The following is a 16,033-nucleotide window of genomic DNA, read 5'->3' on the forward strand; positions in this document are numbered from 1 at the left end:
GCCGCAAAGAACGTCCTCAACAGAGGACTCACCGAACTATCTCTTCATGTAGGGCCGGGACGGTCCGAATCAACGCCTGTGCAGACTGTGCTCCCTGCGTTTGTTCGTCATTCGGGGCGGGTGAATGCAAAGCGCGTCGTGGAAGCAGGAAGCCCCGCGGCTTGACCGCGGGGTGCGTTCACATGTTCATCTGAATTTTGAATCGGGAGTAGGTGCTCAATCGAATTGATGAACCGACACGACGGTCACAGTACAAAACAGACGACTGACAAGCCACGAGGGGCCTCAGATCGGACAGCATTGCTCATCGGCTGTGGGGTTGCAGGGCCGGTTCTTGCAATGTTTCTTCAGCGGATTGGAGTCACACCGGTTATCTATGAGGGACGACCCGAACCGCGAGACGACGCGGGTTTCTTTCTCAACTTGGCAGCGAACGGAACCGACGTTCTCGACACTCTCGGACTAGAAGATCGAGTTCTCGAACACGGGCACCGGTCTGAAAAGCTCGCTTTCCAGAATCACGTGGAAAAACAGCTCGGTGAAAATCAACAGGAAACTGTCCTCATCAAGCGCGGGCACCTCACGAAGATACTCCGCCAAGAAGCGCTCGAGCGTGGAATCACAATCGAGTTTGGAAAGCGACTCACTGACGTCAAAATCCCACACGAGGACATGGCCATTGCGTACTTCGACGATGGAACGGAAGCCCACGGAGATTTCCTCGTTGGTTGTGACGGCATCCACTCACGAACTCGGCAGTCAATCTTGCCGGACGCACCCGAACCGGCGTACACTGGGATAATTGACTCCGGCGCATTCACGCGAAACGAGTCAGTTCCGCCGTCCGACGGAGTCATGCGAATGACGTTCGGCGTGAACGGATTTTTCGGCTACCAGAAAGCCCCGACGGGGGAGATTTACTGGTTCGAGAACCACGAACGCTCGCAGACACCTGGGCGTGGGGAGCTGGATGCAATCCCGAGACATCAGTGGAAAGACAAACTACTCGAGTTACACGAGCGAGATCACGAGCCGATTACTGAAATCATTCGCTCGACTGATGGAGACATCGGGAAGTGGCCAGTATACGACCTCCCGTCGCTTCCGACGTGGCACCGAGACACGGTCTGTCTGATCGGCGACGCTGCTCACGCGACGTCGCCACACGTCGGTCAAGGAGCATCGTTAGCGATGGAAGATGCGATCGTACTGGTAAAGTGTCTCCGAGACGTTCAGGGTGTCTCTGATGCCTTCGCAGCGTTCGAAGAACTTCGGAGAGAACGTGTTGAAACGATCGTCAAGCTGTCTCGGGAGACAGGAAATCAGAAGGCACCTTCGAACGTCCTCACTCGAAAATTCCGAGATCTCGTCCTTCCGTTTTTCCTCAAACGAGGAGTCGAACGCTTCGAACAGATCTACTCGTATCGAGTTGAGTGGGACGAACCGATTGAAGCAGCGGCAGCAGATTGAGACGCTCCGGCACGAGGATGCCAACATGTTCACCCGCGTTCCCAATAGGTTGCTCGGCTAAGGGTGTATATGCCTCGAGTTCGTCTAAAAGTCGGGCCTATGCCGGATATGATGACATTAGCGGAGGAGTTTCCAGATATCTCTCTCCGGTTTTTAGCAAACTATCCGAAAGATGAGGACGTTTGTAGCGTCCTGGAAGTCCGAACGACTGAAACAGAGCGGTTCAAAGAGACGATGGAGTACTGGGATACGGAGACTGTAGAGATATTGCACAGTGACGACGAGACGGTGGTCGTTATGTTAGAAGGGGAACCGCCCGAGGGGTATTTTGTCTCTGAAGACATCGGATACCATCCGACGTCTCCCGTTGTCGCCCGTGACGGCTACCTGTTCATTGAGTTCGTTATGCCAGAATCGAAGATGGGTGACTTGTGGCAGTCTCTGGATGAGCGAGACGTCGACTATGACGTGTTGTCGATCACGGAAGGGTACGATGTCATCGATTCACTCACCGCTCGCCAGCGCGAAATACTGACTGTTGCTATCGAACGAGGGTACTACGATAATCCGCGGAAGTGCTCGCTCACCGATCTTGCCGACGAACTCGAGGTCAATAAATCGGTCATCAGCGGCGTCCTCCATCGAGCAGAAGGGGAGATCATCAAAGATGCTATCGGAGATCCACGCGACTCCGAGACAGTCCCCTATCCGTAACGGCGCATCAAACGGAAAATGAAATATCACGATCTTCAACTCTTGGCCCTGCTACCGGCTGAAAATCGCCGGTTCCAATCTCGCACCGAGAATCCCGGCGATGATGGTGATCACGAACTGAACTCCCATCAATAGATCGAGTACACCGAAGGCGAGTCCAATTACAGCGACGAGAAATCCGACAGCGAATCCGTGCATCGTAGCCTCCTTCGAACCGGCCTTGTTAACGACCCATGCTGCGGCCGGGATTGTGAGCAGAATCGTCACGATGGGAAACAGCTGCGTCCCAACTACCGTGTTGAATTGGTCCAGTGATCCCTGATCGGGTTCGCCACCAGTTCCGAACGCGAGGAGGAACGTATAGGCGACGATCGCGACTATTAGCAGGCCGATCGAGAGTGCGTGGGGAGCGATTCCACCGGCGATGATCCGTTTCCATTGTAAATCTGTTAACTCTGTCATCAGATGGGTGATGGTCGCACAGATGGTTGAGCGTTGACGGCTACATGTTCACTTCCCATTTGTAGAGGTTAATCAAAGACAGTCCGCAGATGCTGAAATTGCGGGACAAGCGCCTAACCGCTTTTATACGACAGTATGAAATACACGCGAACGAAAATGCCACTAAGCGTTAACCGTGTGCCACTGCTACGGGTGGTATGAGCGAAACGTCGGACCACGCGATCGGGAAAATATCTCTCACCGTCGGGAATCCATGGCTGTTCTTTGCCGTGACGTTCGCTCTCACCTGGTCGTTCTGGCTATCGACTATCGCTCTCGAACTCAGTTTTGATAGCGGTGCGGGAGTCGTGTTGCTATTGCTGGGGCTTCTCGGCCCGGGGGTTGCCGGGATTGGGTTCGTATACCTCGTTTATGACGACCGCGGTCGAGCGGATTTCTGGGATCGCGTCAAAGGGATTCATCAAATCGGTGCTCGGTGGTTTCTCGTTATTCTCCTGCTTCCGCTGGTCGTGACCGTCACAGCAGCAGCCGTAGATCTGCTGTTGGGTGGTCCGGGTGCGATGTGGGGCGAAGGGGTGCGGGAGTTCGGCGTTACTCCGCTTGCGATCCTTCCGGCGCTTTTCTTTGCAACGCTCCCACCCCTCCTCGAGGAGCTGGGCTGGCGAGGCTATGCGCTGGATCGGTTACAGCTGAACTGGTCTGCATTGAATGCCAGTTTAATTTTAGGGGTTGTTTGGGCGATTTGGCACCTCCCGCTGTTCTTTGTCGAAGGGTCATTTCAGGCCGAGTCGATTGGATTCGGAACAGCGGGGTTCTGGCTATTTATGATTGGGATCGTCGCACTCTCGGTGGTGTTCACGTGGGTGTACAACCACACGGCGCGCAGCATTCTGGGCATTATCCTGTTGCACGGGTGGATTAATTTCACCGCTGAAACGATCGAGGTCGCGGAGATATTCTATTACCCGAACTGGGTGCTGCTGGCGGTGCTTCTCGCGGTGATCTGGGGCCCCAGCACCCTGTCGAACGCCACGGAAGTGTCACATCCACCGCTTCGAACCGATCGGCAGGACAGCTGAAGCACGTCTGGTACCGGCCACACATCTTGTGGCACACGAGGGTTCTCCACTGAACGATTCGAGCGGCTCGAATCGGAAGCTGGCGTAGTTCACGGCTACATGTTCACCACAACAGTGAGATTTGTTGATGGGTGACGTCTTCTCGTGTATCCCAAACCAACCACTGTACGTTGGACGCACCAGGTTGGTGCGTTCACGCAACGGTATCTTCGGAGCCTCTCTCGAAGCAAACTCATACTCGCTCTCGCACTTGCCTGGCCAGTCGCGTGGTACCTCCTTACGATGGAGTTTTTCATTCCGCCGGAAGAACAGGTGGGGGAAATCAAGGCAAACAACGCCATTTCGTTCGGTCTCTTCGGCGCGTTTACCGTTACCGTCGCGGTCTTTGCGGGGGCGTTCGCGGGAGATCTCGAATCCGGTCGCTTCCGCATGTTTCGGTCGCTTCCTATCTCGCCGACCGCGGATCTGACGGGTCGATTTCTCGCCGGGCTGGCGATCGCGGTCCCGTCGTTTCTCGTGACGATCGGCGCGGGGTACGTCCACGGCGCAACTTACAGCCCGCGCGGAATCCTTTCGGTTCCGGTCGCGTTCCTGACGCTTCTCGTGTTCTGCCTCATTGCAATGGCACTTTCGATGGGACTTGCATTGCTGATCACGAAACCGGAGTACATCACGACGCTCGCGGTCGTTATCGTCATCATGTCCTTTTTCCTCACGGGATTCAACGGCGTCCAGCCAGCGATGCTGTCTGAAAATCAAGCGCTCGTCAACTACGTCCCGAACGCGCTCGCGGCCCGCGTCCAGATTTTCTATCTGACCGACGCTGACTTCGCTCACTGGGGGTTGACGCCGCCGGCGATGCCTGATGGAGTCGAACACCTGGGACTGCTCGTCGGATACGGTCTCGTGCTGCTCGTCGCGTCCGTCGTTGTGATCCAGCGGGTCGCCTATCGGAGGGAGTGAATATGACTGTACTTGAAGCCACGAACGTCCACAAGCGATTCGGTGACGAACAGGTTCTCCGGGGCATCGACATGCTCGTCGAAGAGGGAGAAATCATCCTCCTGATGGGGCCGAACGGCGTCGGAAAATCGGTGTTCATGTCTTGTCTCGCAGGAAGTTCGCGGATAACCGATGGACGGATCTCGCTGTTCGACTCGTACGATCCCGTCGAAGCACGATCGATGATGAGCGTCATGAAACAAGGTGAGATGACCGACCCGGATCTCACCGGTCGAGAGAACGTCGAGTTCTACCGTCGCCTTCATCCACAAGGGGCCGGTGACGTCGAACGTATACTCGAGCGACTCGAGATGGAAGACGACGCCGATCGCCTCGTCCGGACGTACTCCGGCGGGATGAAACGGAAGATCGAAGTCGCGATCGCGCTGTCGGTGGACGTCCCGCTGTATCTCCTCGACGAACCCGTCGCCGAACTCGATCTGTCGATGATTCGGGTGCTACACGACATGATCCTCGAACGTCGGGAGGCCGGAGCTACGTTCCTCATCACCAGCCACACGCCACTCGATGCGCAGATCGCCGATCGTATCGCTTTCATTCAAAACGGACGCATCGTCAAAAGTAGCGCACCGGACGCGCTCCTCGAAACACTTCCAGCCGTACTTCGGGTTCGCGGCGGCGTGCCACCCGAAGAGTTACTCGTTGGTGGGCGTGCGTTTCACCGCGGCGACGAAGTTCGTGGGTTCCTCCCGAAGGGAACCTCGTTCGATGACGCGAAGAACGCACTCGAACGGACGTACGAAAACGCACTCGTCGAAATCGATCGCCCATCCTACACAGATATGTTCAATTACTATACGTACCTCGAACGTTCGGCTACAGAGACGATGAAGCCGATAGGTGACTTGTAGTTCGGACCGACCGGTACGTAGCGTCGCTCCACCACTTCATGACTTTCACGATATATCTATCACATCTATGGATAGATCGGTAGTATAACCGGATCAGAGGAGGAGTTGAGTACTGAGGTGTTACTGGGAGTGTGCATGGCATTTAGTGCCGGAGTTGGTGGTAGTTTCGGATTTCTGATCGGCAATCTACTTGATGAGTCCTTTTTTTGGGACCGGTTGGAATGTCTATGGTGTCTCTATCGGGCTCCTCTTTTGGATCGTGTTTTCCGATCAAGATTTGTTTTAACGCCGCCTCACAGCTGAGAGCGCCACGTTCGATAAACGCACTTGTACAGCTCAGCTCTCCCGGTGAGAGCAACATGTTCACCAGCATTTTGAACGGAATCCGAATCCAGGTTCGAGTATCGCATGGAATTCACCCGCAGACGACTGACGAAGCTCGGATTGACGGCTGGGGCGGGAGTCGCCCTCCCGGTCGGTACGCTTTCGCGTCCCGTCGCGCGCCTCCTCGAGGCGAGTCGGGTTACGAGTCCCGAAGTCGAACGATTCGAGGCGCCACTCCCCGTGCCACCGACGGCGGAACCGGTTCGTACCGATGAAACGACCGACTATTACGAAATCACGCAGCGGGAGGAGACGGTCGAAATCCTCCCCGGGTACGAAACGACGATCTGGGGGTACGACGGGCTCTTTCCCGGTCCGACAATCGAAGCACGAAGCGGACGGGAAGTCGTAATCCAACAGCAAAACGAGCTACCCGTTCCGGTCGCCGTACACCTCCACGGTGGCGTCACACCTCCGGAGAGCGATGGATATCCCACGGATCTCCTCTTTCCGCCGGATCTCGACCACGATGCGATCCCCGGTCACCACACTGCTGGAACAGTTGATGGGGTTTCTCACGGCACTAAATCGTACACGTACCCGAATGAACAGCGGGCGGCAACGCTCTGGTACCACGATCACCGGATGGACTTCACCGGGCCACAGGTCTACAAGGGATTGGCGGGCTTCTACATCGTCCGAGACGAAATCGAAGACGACCTTCCGCTCCCATCGGGCGAAAAAGAGATTCCACTCTTGATCTGTGATCGAACGTTTCGAGAGGACGGCGAACTGTATTACCCCTCGCTCGACCCGTCGCTTCTCGGCGAGCACGGAGTCCTCCCGACTGCGAGCGACGGCTGGTACGGCGATACGATACTCGTAAACGGTGCGCCGTGGCCGAAGTTGGACGTCTCGAACACGAAGTACCGCTTTCGAATGCTCAACGGGTCGAACGCGCGGGTGTACGATCTCGAACTCGACCCGGAACCATCCGACGGCGATGCGTTCATACAGATCGGAAGCGACGGTGGGTTGCTCGAGACGCCACTCTCACACGACCGACTTCGTATTTCACCGGCGGAGCGGTTCGACGTTGTCGTCGATTTCTCGAACTATTCGATCGGGACGGAAGTAACCCTCACGAACCGGCGTGGATCGGGAAAGACGGCCGACGTCATGCAGTTTGAGGTGACCCACGAAGAGTCCGATGAAAGTGAAGTCCCATCGACGCTTGCTCCTCCATTAGAGTTCCCTGATCCCAACGATGCTGTCGAAACTCGACGGTTCAACTTCCTTGCGGGAATGGAAGGGGGAATGTCGACGATCAACCTCCAATCGTTCGACCCGGAACGGATCGACGCTACCCCGAAACTCGATACGGTAGAAATCTGGGAGCTCGATAGCGACCCTGCCCATCCGGCTCACCTACATCTGGTTCACTTCAAAGTCCTCTCCCGAAACGGAGATCCACCAGGGCCGTACGATGCGGGGTGGAAAGATACGGTGTTTTTAGACGGGGATACCGTTGAGATCGTCGCTCGGTTTGGACCGTACCGTGGGAAGTACGTCTTCCACTGTCACAATCTCGAGCACGAGGATATGATGATGATGGCGAACTTCGAGGTGGTCTGACGTGAGTCTGGATCCCCAATCGAAGTCAGAGAGATCACTGTTTGGCGCTCTCATCGGTGAGTCGGTTACTCGACTACAATATCTCACAGCCAGTCTTGCGTTCGTGGTAGAATTGCTCTATCTCTGGGTAGCGGCGGAGGCGCTATTGTTCTGGCCAGTACACGGGGCGTTCTTTGCGGCGCTTGCTGTTGGACAGGGTTTGTTGGCTGTCAACCTGTTGTTCGATCCCGGTCGGTGGACGTTCAGATTGGGAGTTCTGTTCAACGCTGGCATTCTCGTGGTTTGGGTTCTCGCCCGCGCCATTGAGACTCTGTTCCCAGTATGGATCGTCGCTGTTCGAACCCCCGCCGACGCGATCGAGTACATCGTGATAGCATTGGTGCTTACGCTGTTACTTTCCTTGGTGTGGACGTGGAAAGACTCGAACCAATCGCATTGACATCCTCACGACTTCAGTCGTGGGTTTTCTCGGCTTCTCGCCGTATTTGATGGGCTGTCTGTATCGATTGCTGAAGTTTCAACAGAACTCCTCGAGAAGGACCTAACCGTTCTTGCCATATGTGTAGTTTGATACTGAAATTTTATATTCCTTGGTAATCTCCACGAGTTTCTAAGCAAGATATAACTTTAAAAGGCCAATTATAATTAAGTTCTTGGAGGGCATAGAGTTTGATGACGGGGGGAGGAAACCGAGACTGTCTCACACGCATCTCAACCCCCGTTGCCTGCGTTGTTATGAGAGGTCGGGCACTTTTCGTGCCTCCTCCTCTTGCAGCGGGTGAGTGTTGTTCTGTACCGGTTGATGGATACCCCGTCTCATAGCACAGCCCCTTTCGCTCGTCCGGACTTCTATGCGGCTTTCCGGCTGCTCCACCCTCGCTGCTGAGTGCAAAGCGAAAACGTAGCACGAATGTGGCGCAAGAATCTCGAGACACTGACACCTCGAGCGTTGTCGGGCTCCTTCTAGGCGTCGCACTGACGGTCTCGATCGGAGCTCCAAGCTATGTTCGTGTCCGACTACCTATCGATTTTATGGTGTCCGGGAGTTCGCAGAGAATGACCTCGTCTCGCTTCGTTAAGCAGACTGCTGTTTACTGCCGAAAATAGGAACGGTGTAGTGGTGTTTTCGGTCGTAGCGGCTCGAACTACGACCGGTCCGGCCAGCCGAAAGCAGCCGACGTCTCGAGTTGACCGTGCCGAGGGGTGCTCGTCCTCGCAAACCGATCGACCAGATCGCCGTCGGGGTTGACGGCGCGAAACTGCTGCGTTCCATCGGCGGCCAGCTCCGCCCGAATCACGTGTAACTCGCTTTTGCTCACAGCCAGATACGGCTGTTCGTCCGGTGAGTGAACCTCCCTGGGACCTCGCCCCCAGGCTCCGTCCCCCAGATAGAGAATTCCGTCGTCGGAATCGACGTCATCGCTCTCGAGCGGATGCGTTCGTTTGTAGGCGTGGTCGTCGTGTTCAAACGCGCCGTCGATGTCGTACTCCTCGAACGCCGGCACCCAGTGGTCACGAACGTCCTCGCGCCTTTCGCTGTCGAGCGGTTTGGCCGAGGGATAGGCCGGGGTGTGGTATGCGACGAAGAGGTGATCCCGGTCTGTTCGGTCATCGAGCGCGTCCGCGAGCCACGCCGTCTGTTCTCCTTCGACCGCCGTCGTGTGATTCGAGTCGAGGATCAGGAGTGAGAAATCCTCACCCACGTCGAAGGCCCAGTACGCCCGCTCTCGCCGCGTGTTGTCGAACAGCGAGTAGAAAAACGGTGCGTCCTCGGGCGCCCCGTGAAACTCTCTGTCTCGAAGTTCGTGGTCGCCGATCGCAGCGACGAGCGGGATCAGACGGTCGCCGGACCGCATATGTTCGTTCCAGTGCTCGAGAAACGTTACCCACTTGCCGACGTCGTAGCCGTCCGCGTACGCGAGATCGCCACCGACGAAGCCGAACACCGGATCCCACGACGCCGCTTGTTCGTGCAGACGCGGGACGACGACTCCCGTGCCGATATCTCCGCCCTCGGCGAAGGTTAGCGAGTCCGTGATCTCTTCCGGCACCGTCCGCACGGAGAGGCCGGTCTCGGACCCTGCGATCGAAATCCAATACAGCGTCTCCGACTCCAGGTCGGTCACGTCGATTCGATGGCGGGACAGCTCTGAGTCTCCGAACGACGTGACCTCGGTTTCGCCGCTCGAGGCGGAATCGTCGCTCTCCGAGACGACCTCGACGGGGACGGCGTCGACGCCGTTGTCTGCATCCTCGAGCCACTGCAGGGTAACCGAACTCGTCGGATCGGTCCCGCGCCACGTCGGGAATAGCGTCGAGAACTCGTCGGATGGCGTCTCGTCATCGTCCAGTTCGTCGAAACACCCAGCGATGCCCACGCTCGCAGTTCCGACGACGGCGAGAAAGCGCCTGCGCGTCTGGTTGTCTCGCATCGTTTCGACCACGGTGGCTACAGGGTGCTTGCTAATAGTCCCCTCGCAAGCGAGTCTCGAGGGTGTGATCGTCCGCCCAGGTTTCGGGCCGGGACTCGTACCGCTGGGCTCTCCCGCGTCGCTGCAGTTGCCGTTCACAGCCCTGCCGGTTGCTCGATGCGCTCCGTTAATCGCTGTACGAACCGTGCTGCCGGCGCACCGTCGACGACGTCGTGATCGACCGTCACTGTCAGACAGAGGTATTCGCGGGGCTCGAGTTCGCCGTCGACGAACCCTGGCTTCCGGGCGATTCCACCGACAGTAAGCTGGAGCGTGTAGTTCGTTGGCGTGATCCCCCACCCGCCACCGCTCCCGAACATCCCGACGGCGGTCACCGCGACGGTACCAGCAAGCCGTTTCCAGCGCCGGGGAAACCACTGCGGGAGCCGAAAGAACTGCCGCCGGAGGGGGCCGGGTAGTCGGAACGCCAGTGCGGTGGCCCGCGACTGCTGGCGGGCAGGTGGGGCTGACTGAAGCTGCCGGATTTCGTCGTGCAACGACTCGAGTGAGCGTCGGTTCGCCGCTCTGAGAACGTGCGGGACACCGACGGGCGTTCCCCCGAGGTCGGTTTCGACGATCACCATCACGTCGACGTCCTCGAACTGGACGAGGCGGCCGCGCCAGTCGCGATAGGCGTTGACGTGTGGGTGCTCCTCGAGTGTCCGGGCCAGACAGTAGACCAGAAAACCGGTGAACGAGAGCTGTTCTCCGGTGTTCACTTCGCGCTCGTGGATGCGGCGTCTGGCTTCGGTGACGTCGATTTCGACGAGACCGTGGACGACGCTTCGCCGCCCCGCCATCCGCATCGCGTCGATCGTTCCGCGTCGCTGGCTGGGAACCGTCTCGATCGTCTCACGGTCGGCTGTCATGGTGGTTGTTGGCTGGCCAACAGCTTAGCGGTTGATCTGTCCGCGGGTTCGTCGTCGGCTATTACGGATGAACTCGTTGCACTGCTGTTCTCTGTGGACACGTCGACCGGTAGCGCCCGGACACCCGCAGGCCCGACGAGAAAGCTTATACCGGCCTACTCGGCTCATCGAGGTATGTCATCACGTCTCCCGAACCTCGTGACGATCATCGGTCGCGGTGTCCCGTCGAACTACGAAATCAGCGCCAACGGCGAAATCGAGATGGTAGAGGCGGATCCAACCGTCGTCGTCTCGGGCGGAACGGCGGAAGGGGCGATCGAAACCGGCGTGCGGCGCTTTCGCTTCTCCGGACAGATGGCGAACGTCCACCTCGTCGATTGGGACGGCGTTCCAGCGCCAGACTCACCGAACACGCCGAGTGTCCACGTCGACTACGGCGTTGCTGGGCAGTAACTCGAGACTCGTGTGAGTCTCCTCGAGCTCTCATCTCAGGTTCACTCGAGTCCAGTCTCGGTCAGCTCCGGTGGCTCTGTTGACTCACGATGTCCGGACAACAGTACTCCCTCGCCACAGGAATCCACGTTTCGCATCGAGGACTACCCCTTCTCCAATCAAACCAGAACGCACGACCTGGCTGGAATGGGTGGCCCCTCTCAGTAGAATGTCTCGTGGACGCGTATCCCTTCGTTCTCGAGGACCGGGCCGTCAACGTCCGTGGATCCGCCCTTGCGCTCGATCAGGGCCTCACAGGCGATGCCGCTTTTCGTTTTTCCCTGTACGTTCGCCAGCGACTCGTTCGGGACGCTGTAGACGACCCGGTCCAGTCCGGCGTAGTAGATCGCAGTCGCACACATCTCACAGGGTTCGGTGCTAGTGTACATCGTACAGTCGGCGAGTTCGTCGGCGTCGAGTTCGGCGGCCGCCCAGCGCGCGAGTTTGAGTTCGGGATGGCCAGTGATGTCGTTCTCGGTTACCGTAGTGTTCTCCGAGCGCTTGATGACCTCGTCAGCGACGACGAGCAGCGATCCGAACGGGTTGTTCCCGTTGGAAACCGACTTGCGCGCCAACTCGATCGCCTCCTCGATATACTCCTCGTCCGTGCTCATACGGACACTTCCCCCGCCAGTCGTTAGTACTCGCGGGTACGCACAAACTACGCGATCCGAAGGGAGAATCGAGCGGTCAGCGGCGAGACGGTGCGCTCGTCGCCCAGCCAGTCGGTTTGTCAGTCCGACGTCATCGCGGTGACGTCGAAGGGGGGTTCGGCCTCCTCGGGCAACGGCGTCTCGTAGGCGTCGGCACCGATCTCCGCGTCGAACTCCTCGCGGGCGGCGGCGAGCGTCTCCTCGTCGGCGAGTAAGTCGTAGCTCGCGCCTGCGAGTACTTTCGCCGCGAAGGCGACGCCCTTCAGCCCGAAGTCGCCGTTGGCCGCGACGACCTGCCAGGAGTGACCGGGGGCACCGACCGGCCACGTCGCCGCCCGGAACTGTCCCGTGGGAACGATCCAGCTAACGTCGCCGACCTCCGTCGAGCCGTGGGTGTGCTGGTCCTCGTCGAAGGCAGGGACAGGTTCGGGGAACAACGCTTCGGCACGGATCTCCTCGTAGCGGTCATCGGGGATATCAGCGAGGTTGGCCTCGAGGCGCTCGTCGGGAACGGTGTCCTGTAACTCGCGGGCGAACGCGTGGTCGGCGTCGTCGTACTCGATGGGGCCGACGGCCTGCATGTTCTCCCAGATCACGTCCGAGACGCCGTCGTTCGCGCGATAGTCGTAACAGCCGGTGAGAAACCGCTCGGAGACGTCGGTCTGGCTCATCTGTGCGGCGGCGTCGGCGATGTCGCGCAGCCAGTCCGTGTTCCGTTCGACCTCCTCGCGTTCGGGGGCCCGAACGAAGTACCACACTGTGGCCTCCGCCGGTACCACGTTCGGGGCGTCCCCGCCGTCGGTGATCGCGTAGTGCAATCGTGCGTCGTCGGAGATGTGCTCGCGCATGTACTCGACGCCGGTGTTCAACAGTTCGACGCCGTCGAGGGCGCTGCGGCCGGATTCGGGCGAGCCGGCGGCGTGGGCCGAGACGCCCTCGAAGGTGAACATGAGCGAGTTGAGCGCGTTCGAAGAGCCCAGCGTGGGCGTGTTCAGGTCGCCGGGATGCCAGGTGAGCGCCGCGTCGAGGTCGTCGAAGACGCCCGCCCGCGCCATGTACGTCTTGCCGATGAGCGTCTCCTCGGCGGGACAGCCGTAGAAGACGATCGTTCCCGCCACCTCGCCGGCGTCGATTGCCTCCGCGAGCGCGAGGGCGGCACCGACGCCCGCCGTGCCGAAGAGGTTGTGTCCGCAGCCGTGGCCCGGCCCGCCCTCCTCGAGCGGGTCGCGCTCGGCGCTTACGGCCTGTGAGAGCCCCGGCAGGGCGTCGTACTCGCCGAGGATGCCGATCCGTGGGCCCTCGGTGCCGTAGCTGGCGACGAACGCAGTCGGGAGCCCGCCGATACCGGTTTCGACGTCGAAGCCGGCGGCCTCGAGCGGTTCGATCAGCGTCTCGGCGGACCGGTCTTCGTGGAGGCCGAGTTCGGGGTTGTCCCAGAGCTCTCGGGCGATGTTTCTCAACTGTGGTTCCCGTTCGTCGATGCGGTCGAACAGATCCGACTTGCTCATGGCACGTTCCTGACCCACGCAGCAATAAACCTAGGTTCTCCGGCACGCGGTGGCGCTCGGCCCGTCCAGAGCGTCGGTACGCAGAGCCATCGCTTCAGGGACGTGTAAACTGCCTCGGGGTCAAGCCCCGAGGCTTTCGCGTGGACTCCCGTTCTATGCCGTAGAGGCAGGGGGAACGTACTCCCCGCTCACGTTCAACGTCCCGCGATTCAAACGCACGTCTACGGGTGCGCCTCCGTCGGCTGCATTTTGCCTCCGGCGGAGATACCGAAACCCAATGTTCTTCGCCGCGTTGTAATCCGCGTGGTTCTGATACCCGCATTTCAGGCACTCGAAGTGCTCGCCGTCCCGGTTGTCCTCATGAGTGCAGCCGCACGTCGAACACCGCTGAGACGTGTGGTTCGGCGGGACTTGTACGGCTTCGACGCCGTGCTCTGCCGCCTTGTACTCGACGTAGTGGAACAACCGCCGAAACGCCCAGATGTGTTGCCACGTCGCCTGTGGGATGTTCTCGCGGATATGCGTTAGGTCCTCGAAGACGATGTGCGAACAACCGTATTCGACTGCTTCCTCGATGAGTTCGTTCGCTACGCCATGAAGGTATATCTCAAAGCGTCCGTACTCCTTTCGCCCGACGCCTTCGATAGCTTCGTACGCGGCTCGCGTTCCTCGCCGTTGAAGCGAGCCACGGCGTTTCTCGTACTCCCGTCGCCAGTGGTTGAACTCATCGGCGGACCAAAACGTACCAGTGGACGAAACGGCGATATTATTCACCCCGAGATCCACACCGAGGACTGTTCTGTGCTCGGTATTGGGTTCGGGGTCGTCGGCTTCGACCTTCCGCATGGACGCATGAATGAACCACTCGCCGTCTCGACGCTGTAGGTTCGCCATGCGGAACTCGTAGTCCTCGTCTTCGAGGTAGGTCCGTGGATGACGCTCAGGGTCGTCGGGAAGGATGTAGTCGCACTCGACGCGCCCGTTGACGGTCGAAAGGGAGACGTAGTCGCGGTGGAACGTCGCACTTCGTTTGTCGTAGACCGCGCTATCGGCTGAGAAGTAGGGTTGCGACGTTCGTTCACCGCGTTTCAGTCTCGTCACACCACTCTTGACGGCTTCGACTGCTCGCCGAACCCCCTTCTGCACGAGGTTCGCGGTAAGGTCGGTTTCGTCTCGAAGTTGGTCGTACAAGGCACGTTCTGCTTTGGCCTTCGAGGTAACGTGGAACCCGTCGTCTCCGTGCCAACACCATTCGCTTGCAGTGTTCGCGCAGTGTTTGAACTGCTCGACTGTCTCACGGAGGGACGCATCGGCGTCCTGAGGCACGTCGAGCTTGATGACGGCGGTACGACGGTATTCCACAACACTTCACATAATGTGATGTGTTACTTAAATGTTCGTGAGTAAGCCTGTCTGAAATCGAGGATTGTACCGAGTGTCGACGCGCTTCCTCCCCAAGGTCAAGCCTCGGGGCATCCGCGCTGTGTTTTCTGTGAACGACCGCAAAACGACCGTAATGGGGGCGCGGGTCGGCGACCGCCTCCCACTCGTCGCCACAGACTGTGGCGGGTCGACCACCCTCAGAGGCGGAGCAAGCCCAGCGCTTCGCGAATGTGGTAATTCACGGTTTTGTCGTCACTTTCATCGAGCGCCTGCTCGAGATGTTCGTCGACGCGGCCCCCTGTCTCCCACTTTCCACCTTCGCGGTGGTCGAGTTGCTCTCCCATGTTGTTTCATATCTAGTCCTTCTCCTGTATTTCAATTGAGTCTTCCTATACAGGTTATTTAAACATATGGGGATAGTGTGATGGATTGATGTACTGTCTTGGTTGGGGCGGTCGTCCGGGATCGAGGGCTACGGCGGGCGAGTCGCTGCTTGGGATCGTCGCTATCGTTGGCCTCGACAACGTCCACTTGGAGCACGGGAGTTGCTCGAGGATGACGGTGCCGAGGGCGATCGCTCGGTAGTAGAAAATCGCAAACTATCTTCGGTCAGCGAGAGAATTCCGCCGTGAACGGCGAGGTTTTGCACCTGTTCACCCCATAACTGGATGGCGGCATCACTCGGTCGTTCGGTCGCTATCGTAGGCCTCCTCGAACGCCCACTCTCGGCGCAGGAGCTCCTCGAGGCCGTGTTCGAGGATGACGTCGCCGAGAACGGTCGCCCGGTAGTAGGTGTAGAGGCCGTCGCTGTCCCGTTCCGTCCGGGCGCGTTTCTCGATGAGGCCGACGTCACGCAACTTGTTGAGGTGGTAGTGGAGGGTGCTGTCGTCTACCTCCATCGCCGCCTCGAGTTCGGTCGGCGTCAACTCCTCGGCGTGTGCGAGGCGGTAGACAATCTCGAAGCGGGTTCGGTTGCCGATCGCCGCCTGCATCTCGAGGTACTCCTCGAGCGAGAGCACGCTCGAGTCGGGGAGGAGATCCGTCGGATCCTCCGGTGCATCGGTGTCGATCCGCGTGTGTTTCGTCCCCATCCTGTTGG

The 16,033-nt window shown here is 58.8% G+C and carries 16 protein-coding genes and 1 pseudogene; 9 read left to right on the forward strand and 8 right to left on the reverse strand.

Annotated elements, in window-relative coordinates; genetic code table 11:
- From AC6I6S_RS15730 to AC6I6S_RS15740, 3 genes and pseudogenes are all read left to right on the forward strand, one after another.
- Positions 1-165: pseudogene (locus AC6I6S_RS15730) on the forward strand (RNA-guided endonuclease InsQ/TnpB family protein); the annotation flags it as partial.
- Between the two features lie 63 nt (positions 166-228).
- Positions 229-1,470 (forward strand): FAD-dependent oxidoreductase, encoded by a 1,242-nt coding sequence (locus tag AC6I6S_RS15735; RefSeq protein WP_497951497.1) that lies wholly within the window; start codon positions 229-231, stop codon positions 1,468-1,470.
- Between the two features lie 99 nt (positions 1,471-1,569).
- On the forward strand, positions 1,570-2,184 hold the full coding sequence (locus AC6I6S_RS15740; protein ID WP_497951499.1) for a helix-turn-helix domain-containing protein: 615 nt from the start codon (positions 1,570-1,572) through the stop codon (positions 2,182-2,184).
- A 51-nt stretch (positions 2,185-2,235) separates the two neighbouring features.
- Here AC6I6S_RS15740 and AC6I6S_RS15745 read toward each other — a convergent pair whose 3' ends face one another.
- The gene (locus AC6I6S_RS15745) at positions 2,236-2,646 is read right to left on the reverse strand and encodes a hypothetical protein (RefSeq protein WP_497951500.1); all 411 of its coding nucleotides are present in this window, start codon (positions 2,644-2,646) and stop codon (positions 2,236-2,238) included.
- Positions 2,647-2,843: 197 nt separating this feature from the next.
- Between AC6I6S_RS15745 and AC6I6S_RS15750 the strand changes: the two genes are divergently transcribed.
- From AC6I6S_RS15750 to AC6I6S_RS15770, 5 genes are all read left to right on the forward strand, one after another.
- On the forward strand, positions 2,844-3,725 hold the full coding sequence (locus tag AC6I6S_RS15750) for a CPBP family intramembrane glutamic endopeptidase (RefSeq protein WP_497951501.1): 882 nt from the start codon (positions 2,844-2,846) through the stop codon (positions 3,723-3,725).
- A 144-nt stretch (positions 3,726-3,869) separates the two neighbouring features.
- Positions 3,870-4,688 (forward strand): ABC transporter permease, encoded by an 819-nt coding sequence (locus tag AC6I6S_RS15755; protein WP_497951502.1) that lies wholly within the window; start codon positions 3,870-3,872, stop codon positions 4,686-4,688.
- 2 nt (positions 4,689-4,690) lie between these two features.
- Positions 4,691-5,599, forward strand: coding sequence for an ABC transporter ATP-binding protein (locus tag AC6I6S_RS15760; RefSeq protein WP_497951503.1), 909 nt, complete (start codon positions 4,691-4,693; stop codon positions 5,597-5,599).
- 408 nt (positions 5,600-6,007) lie between these two features.
- Entirely contained in the window at positions 6,008-7,558 is a 1,551-nt protein-coding gene (locus AC6I6S_RS15765; RefSeq protein ID WP_497951505.1) for a multicopper oxidase family protein, read from the forward strand.
- 1 nt (position 7,559) lies between these two features.
- On the forward strand, positions 7,560-7,997 hold the full coding sequence (locus tag AC6I6S_RS15770) for a hypothetical protein (protein WP_497951507.1): 438 nt from the start codon (positions 7,560-7,562) through the stop codon (positions 7,995-7,997).
- A gap of 706 nt (positions 7,998-8,703) precedes the next feature.
- Here the strand turns inward: AC6I6S_RS15770 and AC6I6S_RS15775 are convergent.
- Positions 8,704-9,990 (reverse strand): metallophosphoesterase family protein, encoded by a 1,287-nt coding sequence (locus AC6I6S_RS15775; protein WP_497951508.1) that lies wholly within the window; start codon positions 9,988-9,990, stop codon positions 8,704-8,706.
- A 134-nt stretch (positions 9,991-10,124) separates the two neighbouring features.
- Positions 10,125-10,898 carry a 2-oxo acid dehydrogenase subunit E2 gene (locus AC6I6S_RS15780; protein ID WP_497951510.1) on the reverse strand — a complete coding sequence of 258 codons (774 nt, stop codon included), beginning with the start codon at positions 10,896-10,898 and terminating at the stop codon, positions 10,125-10,127.
- A 174-nt stretch (positions 10,899-11,072) separates the two neighbouring features.
- Here AC6I6S_RS15780 and AC6I6S_RS15785 point away from each other — a divergent pair, with 174 nt between their 5' ends.
- Positions 11,073-11,351, forward strand: a complete 279-nt coding sequence (locus tag AC6I6S_RS15785; protein WP_497951511.1) for a hypothetical protein — start codon at positions 11,073-11,075, stop codon at positions 11,349-11,351.
- A gap of 200 nt (positions 11,352-11,551) precedes the next feature.
- On the opposite strand, the gene AC6I6S_RS15790 is transcribed toward AC6I6S_RS15785, so the two are convergent.
- From AC6I6S_RS15790 to AC6I6S_RS15810, 5 genes are all read right to left on the reverse strand, one after another.
- Positions 11,552-12,004: a nucleoside deaminase gene (locus tag AC6I6S_RS15790; RefSeq protein ID WP_497951512.1), complete on the reverse strand. Its 453-nt coding sequence runs from the start codon at positions 12,002-12,004 to the stop codon at positions 11,552-11,554.
- Between the two features lie 119 nt (positions 12,005-12,123).
- On the reverse strand, positions 12,124-13,551 hold the full coding sequence (locus AC6I6S_RS15795) for an amidohydrolase (protein ID WP_497951514.1): 1,428 nt from the start codon (positions 13,549-13,551) through the stop codon (positions 12,124-12,126).
- Positions 13,552-13,704: 153 nt separating this feature from the next.
- A complete protein-coding gene (locus AC6I6S_RS15800) occupies positions 13,705-14,913 on the reverse strand; it encodes an RNA-guided endonuclease InsQ/TnpB family protein (protein WP_497951515.1) in 1,209 nt (402 codons plus the stop codon).
- A gap of 218 nt (positions 14,914-15,131) precedes the next feature.
- Entirely contained in the window at positions 15,132-15,278 is a 147-nt protein-coding gene (locus AC6I6S_RS15805) for a hypothetical protein (RefSeq protein WP_497951516.1), read from the reverse strand.
- Positions 15,279-15,611: 333 nt separating this feature from the next.
- Positions 15,612-16,025 (reverse strand): helix-turn-helix domain-containing protein, encoded by a 414-nt coding sequence (locus tag AC6I6S_RS15810; RefSeq protein WP_497951518.1) that lies wholly within the window; start codon positions 16,023-16,025, stop codon positions 15,612-15,614.
- Positions 16,026-16,033 lie beyond the last annotated feature (8 nt).

It is taken from the genome of Natrononativus sp. DTA114 (assembly GCF_059736515.1).

Bases quoted from the DNA above. Each gene is read 5' to 3' on its own strand.
- AC6I6S_RS15735 (WP_497951497.1), top strand. From the start codon at position 229: ATGAACCGACACGACGGTCACAGTACAAAACAGACGACTGACAAGCCA.
- AC6I6S_RS15740 (WP_497951499.1), top strand. From the start codon at position 1,570: ATGCCGGATATGATGACATTAGCGGAGGAGTTTCCAGATATCTCTCTC.
- AC6I6S_RS15745 (WP_497951500.1), bottom strand. From the start codon at position 2,646: ATGACAGAGTTAACAGATTTACAATGGAAACGGATCATCGCCGGTGGA.
- AC6I6S_RS15750 (WP_497951501.1), top strand. From the start codon at position 2,844: ATGAGCGAAACGTCGGACCACGCGATCGGGAAAATATCTCTCACCGTC.
- AC6I6S_RS15760 (WP_497951503.1), top strand. From the start codon at position 4,691: ATGACTGTACTTGAAGCCACGAACGTCCACAAGCGATTCGGTGACGAA.
- AC6I6S_RS15765 (WP_497951505.1), top strand. From the start codon at position 6,008: ATGGAATTCACCCGCAGACGACTGACGAAGCTCGGATTGACGGCTGGG.
- AC6I6S_RS15775 (WP_497951508.1), bottom strand. From the start codon at position 9,990: ATGCGAGACAACCAGACGCGCAGGCGCTTTCTCGCCGTCGTCGGAACT.
- AC6I6S_RS15780 (WP_497951510.1), bottom strand. From the start codon at position 10,898: ATGACAGCCGACCGTGAGACGATCGAGACGGTTCCCAGCCAGCGACGC.
- AC6I6S_RS15785 (WP_497951511.1), top strand. From the start codon at position 11,073: ATGTCATCACGTCTCCCGAACCTCGTGACGATCATCGGTCGCGGTGTC.
- AC6I6S_RS15790 (WP_497951512.1), bottom strand. From the start codon at position 12,004: ATGAGCACGGACGAGGAGTATATCGAGGAGGCGATCGAGTTGGCGCGC.
- AC6I6S_RS15795 (WP_497951514.1), bottom strand. From the start codon at position 13,551: ATGAGCAAGTCGGATCTGTTCGACCGCATCGACGAACGGGAACCACAG.
- AC6I6S_RS15805 (WP_497951516.1), bottom strand. From the start codon at position 15,278: ATGGGAGAGCAACTCGACCACCGCGAAGGTGGAAAGTGGGAGACAGGG.
- AC6I6S_RS15810 (WP_497951518.1), bottom strand. From the start codon at position 16,025: ATGGGGACGAAACACACGCGGATCGACACCGATGCACCGGAGGATCCG.